This is a genomic window from Desulfuromonadales bacterium, assembly GCA_035620395.1.
Taxonomy (GTDB): Bacteria; Desulfobacterota; Desulfuromonadia; order Desulfuromonadales; family DASPGW01; genus DASPGW01.
This window is the reverse complement of record DASPGW010000121.1, coordinates 1-5088: the sequence shown is the minus strand read 5'-3', so window position 1 is coordinate 5088 and position 5088 is coordinate 1. Positions and strand designations below refer to the sequence as shown.

The window sequence follows — 5088 nt, the reverse complement described above, 5'->3', positions numbered from 1 at the left end:
GACCGACACCCTGGACGCGGCTCTCGACGTCGCCCTGGCCGGCGGGTGCGACACCGTCGTGTTGAGCACCGGGCGGACGAGCGAGTCGGCGGCGCAAAAGGCTTTGACCCCCCCCAGCCCCCCCTGTGAAACAGGGGGGGTGCCCGAAGGGCGGGGGGGTAGGGTTTTCCCGGAAGAAGCCTTCATCATGATGGGCGACCATATTGGCTACGCGCTCGCGGCCTGCCACCGGCGGGGATTTCCGCGAATCGTTTTGGTTGCCCAGTTCGCCAAGCTGGTCAAGATCGCCTGCGGCCATGCCCAGACTCATGTCAGCGCCTCGCGTCTCGATCTGGCGCAGCTGGCCGCCTGGTGCCGCGCCAGCGGCCTTGACGAGGCACTGGCGAAAACGATAGAGTGTGCCAACACCGCCCGCGAGGTTTACCTCGCAGCGGCAGATCCTGGTGCCCTGGCCGCCGTAGTGGCGGCGCGGGCTCTGGCGCAGATGCGGATATGGGCCCCGGGCGCGGCCCTGGCGGTGCTCCTGGTCGACTACGACGGGACAGCGGCGGGGTGCTACGGGGATTGGCCTGGGAGGGCAGAGTAGCCATGAAAAAAATCTACGTGATTGGTGCCGGGGTGGCAGGGCAGGAGGGGTTCTCCCGACGGGTTCTGGAACTGATCGGCCAGGCCGATCTGCTGCTGGGCGGTGAGCGCCAGCTCGAACTCTTCCCCGATTTTCCCGGGGAGAGGGTGACGATCGGCAGCAACCTCGGCGAGGTGGTCGAGCGGCTGAAGAAGAACGAGCGGCGGGCGGTGGTACTCGCCTCCGGCGACCCCCTCTTCTTCGGCATCGGCCGCTACCTGCTGCGCAACCTCCCCGACGAGGAGCTGGAGTTCGTCCCGAACGTCAGCTCGGTGCAGTACGCCTTCGCCAAGATCAAGGAGCCCTGGGATGACGCGGTCTTCGTCTCCGCCCACGGCCGCGGCCTCAAGGGGGCGGTCGACCGCATCGTCGCCAACGACAAGGCGGCCGTCCTCACCGATGAAGAGAATACCCCGAAGGCAATCGCCGCCGAACTGATCGAACGGGGACGCGACGGTTACGCCGCGTGGCTCTGCGAGAATCTCGGCACCGCCGAGGAGCGGATCATCGCCACCGATGTCAAGGGCTTGCTGGAGATCGAGGCGGCCCCCCTCAACGTGCTGATCCTGATCAAGGAGTACGAGGCGGGAGGGGATGAATACGTGCCGACCCTCGGCATCCCCGACGAGGAGTTCGCCTCGATCAAGAAGCTGATCACCAAGGAGGAGATCCGGGTGGTGACCCTGGCCAAACTCAAGCTGCGCCACGACATGACCCTCTGGGACCTCGGCGCCGGCTCCGGCTCGGTCAGCATCGAGGCCGATCACCTGCTCCCCAACGGCCGCATCTTCGCCGTCGAGCGCAATCCCCAGTGCATCGAGTTCATCAAGGAAAACCTCAACAAGTTCAACGCCCGGCACGTCACCCTGGTCGAGGGGGAGGCGCCGGAGTGTCTGGAAACCCTGCCCGATCCCGACCGGGTCTTCATCGGCGGCTCGGGTGGCAACCTCTGGGAAATCCTCGAGGCGGTCGACCTCCGCCTGCCGGCCGAAGGACGGGTGGTCATCAACGCCGTCACCCTCGATACCCTGACCGCCGCCACCGAGTACTTCGACAACGCCGGCTACCAGGTGGAGGTCACCACCGTCAATATCGCCCGCACCCGCCCGCTGACCGACTACAAGATGTTCGAGGCCTACAACCCGGTCTACATCATCGCGGCGGTCAAGGAATAATGTCTTCACGTCTTTATGCCGTCGGCGTTGGTCCAGGCGACCCGGAGCTGCTTACCCGCAAGGCCGAGCGCATCCTGCGCAGCGTTCCCGTCATCTGCGCCCCCACCAGCGCTGCCGATGCCGGAAGCGTTGCCCTGGCCATCGTCGAGCCGTTTCTCGACCGAACCCGCCAGGAGGTCCTGACCCGGGTCTTTCCGATGAAGAAGGACGAAGGCGAACTGCTGCCTTTCTGGGAGGAGACCGCCGCCGAGGTGGCGCAGCGGGTCCGGTCGGGGCAGGAAGTCGCCTTCATCACCATCGGTGACCCTTTCCTCTACTCCACCTTCCTCTACCTCTATCGCATTTTCCGGGAGAGGTACCCGGAGATCGGCATCGAGATCGTCCCCGGGATCACCAGCGTCGGCGCCGCCGCGGCCGCCGCCGGAGTCCCTCTCGGCCTCGCCGCCGACCGCCTCGCCGTCCTTCCCGCCACCTACGAGGAGGCGCAGCTGCGCCGGACCCTGCTCGATTTCGACACCGTCGTGCTGATGAAGGTGCACCGGGTCTTCGACCGGGTGTACGGACTTCTTGCCGAGCTGGGACTGGAGAAAAACGGGGTCTTCGTGCGCCGGGTGGGGTCGAGCGAGGAGGAAGTGGTTACGGACCTTGCCTCGCTGGTGGGGAAGAAGCTCGATTACCTGTCGCTGGTGATCGTCAGAAAATGAAGTTCTGAGGCGAAAGCCGGAGGTCGTTTTTGTCTAAGGTTCATTTCATCGGCGCCGGTCCCGGCGATGCCGAGCTGATCACGGTGAAGGGCGCGCGGCTCCTGCGCGAGGCGGACGTGGTGGTCTATGCCGGCAGCCTGGTCGACCGGGAACTGGTGCGAACCTACGCGCCGCAGGCGCAGGTCTGGGACTCGGCCGGGATGACGCTGGAGGAGACCACAAAGGTGCTGGCGGAGGCGGTGACGGCGGGGAAGAAGGCGGTGCGGCTGCACACCGGCGACCCCGCGATCTACGGCGCCATCCAGGAGCAGATGGCTGAACTGGACAGGCTCGGCATCGGCTACGCCGTTGTCCCCGGCGTCACCAGCGCCTTCGCCGCGGCGGCGGCGCTCGGGCAGGAACTGACCCTCCCCGAGGTCTCCCAGACCGTCATCCTCACCCGCATCGCCGGCAGGACGCCGGTGCCCGAGCGGGAGAAACTCTCGGAGATCGCCAGGCTCGGCGCGACGCTGGTCATCTACCTTTCCGTCTCGATGGTCGAAAAGGTGGTGGCCGAGCTGCTGCAGGGAGCGTACACCCCCGAGACTCCGGTTGCCGTTGTGGCGAAGGCTTCCTGGCCGGACGAGCAGCTGGTGGAGGGGACGCTGGCCGATATCGCCGAAAAGGTGCGCGCCGCCGGCATCGACCGCCAAGCACTGATCCTCGTCGGCGACGTCCTCGCCGCCCGCCGCGAGGGAATGAAGGCGAAGTCGCTGCTTTACGATCGGGGGTTTTCCCACGGCTTCAGGACTTGAAAACGCCCACTCACGCGAAGCCGCGAAGTGCGCGAAGAAATCCGAAGACTCAAAACGGTTATCAATCAAGTGATGCTTGTTTTAGATAATAGACTGATTTTACTTCGCGTTCTTCCCGTCTTCGCGTGAGACAGATTTTGTTGGGATTATGAACCTCGCCATCATCGCCATCACCCGTAACGGCGCCCGGCTCGGGGCGCGGCTGCAGAATATGGCCGTCGACGCCGACCTCTTCGTGGCGGAGAAGTTCGTCACGGAGGCAGGAGTCTCGGCGCGCCCCTTCGCCGGCGAGCTGCGTGAGCTGGTGCGCGCGAACTGGCGGAAGTACCAGGGCTTCGTTTTCATCATGGCTACGGGGATCGTCGTCCGGGTGATCGCCCCGCACCTCCAGGCGAAGGACCGGGACCCGGCGGTGGTGGTGGTCGACGAGGCGGGCAGTTTTGCCATCAGCCTGCTTTCCGGCCACCTGGGGGGTGCCAACGAGCTGACCCGGGACGTCGCCGAGCTGCTCGGCGGGCAGGCGGTGATCACCACCGCCACCGACGTCAACGAACTCCCCTCTTTCGACCTGATGGCCAAGGAGGAGGGGTGGGTGATCGACGATCTCGACCGGGTCAAGAGTCTCAATGCTCTGCTCCTTGCCGGGGAAGAGATCGCCGTGGTCGACCCGAGCGGCAGGGTCGCCGCCCGCTTCGCCGGTCGCGGGCGGCTTTCCATCCACGCCAACTTCGTCGCTGCCCTGGAGAGCGGCGCCGCCGGCTTCGTCTTCGTCACCAACCGCCAGCTGCCGCCCCAGGCCCAGGCCGGGAAGCTGCTGGTGCTGCGGCCGAAGAACCTCGCCCTCGGCATCGGCTGCAACCGGGAGACCTCGGCCGGGGAGATTGCCGAGGTTGTCGGTGTCCAACTGAAACAGCTCTTCCTCTCGCTCAGGAGCATCGCCGTCATCGGCACTGCCGCCGCCAAGCGCGAGGAGGCGGGGTTGCTCGCCTTTGCCGGGGAGCACGGCATCCCGCTGCGCTTTTTCGAGAGCCACGAGCTTAATGCCGTTGCCGTTCCCTCGCCCCCTTCGGCCCATGCCCTGGGCGCCATCGGCGCCATCGGCGTGGCCGAGCCGGCCGCCCTGCTCGCCGCCGGCAGCGGCCGGCTGCTGCTGAAGAAGGTGAAGAGCGGCAACGTCACTCTGGCGGTAGCAGAAATACTGGAAACCTAGAGACGATCTCACGCCCGTTCGCTTCGCTCTCTAGAGCACGCAGAGGACACCGAGAAAGCAAGGTTTCTGGTTTCTCTCTTGTGTGCTCTGTGCCCTCTAGCGACTGCAAGGAGCGGGTGAGAGACGATTTGCCCTTTTGCCTTTCTACGGAAGTTGAGCATGCCTGGAACACTCTTCGTCGTCGGCATCGGACCCGGCGGCAGCGAACATATCACTCCTGCCGCGCTGCAGGCGATCGAAGGGGCGCAGGTCGTCGTCGGCTACAGGACCTACCTCGATCTCATCCCGCAGTATCTGGCCGGCAAGGAGGTCGTCTCATCAGGAATGCGCCAGGAGGTCGAGCGCTGCCGGCAGGCACTGGAGCTGGCTGCCGCCGGCCGGACGGTGGCACTGATCTCCTCGGGGGACGCCGGCATCTACGGCATGGCCGGGCTGGTTCTGGAGCTGGCGGAACAGGGTGGATATGTAGGGGCGCCGCTTGCTGCGCCCGGGGCGGGGCAAGCGCCGCCCCTACAAAATCCCGTCGATATAGACATACAGATCATCCCCGGCATCTCCGCCGTGCAGGCGGCCGCCGCCC

6 protein-coding genes are annotated in these 5088 nt (G+C 65.8%); all 6 read left to right on the top strand.

Going from position 1 to position 5088, the window contains the following annotated elements:
- Positions 1-586: cobalt-precorrin-5B (C(1))-methyltransferase (locus tag VD811_06750; protein ID HXV20670.1), on the top strand; the 586-nt coding region annotated here is incomplete at its 5' end.
- Positions 587-588: 2 nt separating this feature from the next.
- Positions 589-1800 (top strand): precorrin-6y C5,15-methyltransferase (decarboxylating) subunit CbiE, encoded by a 1212-nt coding sequence (cbiE, locus tag VD811_06745; protein HXV20669.1) that lies wholly within the window; start codon positions 589-591, stop codon positions 1798-1800.
- Complete coding sequence (gene cobI, locus VD811_06740) at positions 1800-2504, top strand: precorrin-2 C(20)-methyltransferase (protein HXV20668.1); 705 nt, start codon at positions 1800-1802, stop codon at positions 2502-2504. Before cbiE ends, cobI begins: the two co-directional genes overlap by 1 nt.
- Before the next feature lie 29 nt (positions 2505-2533).
- The gene (gene cobM / locus VD811_06735) at positions 2534-3298 is read left to right on the top strand and encodes a precorrin-4 C(11)-methyltransferase (protein HXV20667.1); all 765 of its coding nucleotides are present in this window, start codon (positions 2534-2536) and stop codon (positions 3296-3298) included.
- A 148-nt stretch (positions 3299-3446) separates the two neighbouring features.
- Complete coding sequence (locus VD811_06730; protein ID HXV20666.1) at positions 3447-4508, top strand: cobalt-precorrin 5A hydrolase; 1062 nt, start codon at positions 3447-3449, stop codon at positions 4506-4508.
- 159 nt (positions 4509-4667) lie between these two features.
- Positions 4668-5088, top strand: a 421-nt coding sequence (locus tag VD811_06725; protein HXV20665.1) for a precorrin-3B C(17)-methyltransferase, incomplete at its 3' end; no start/stop codon positions are given.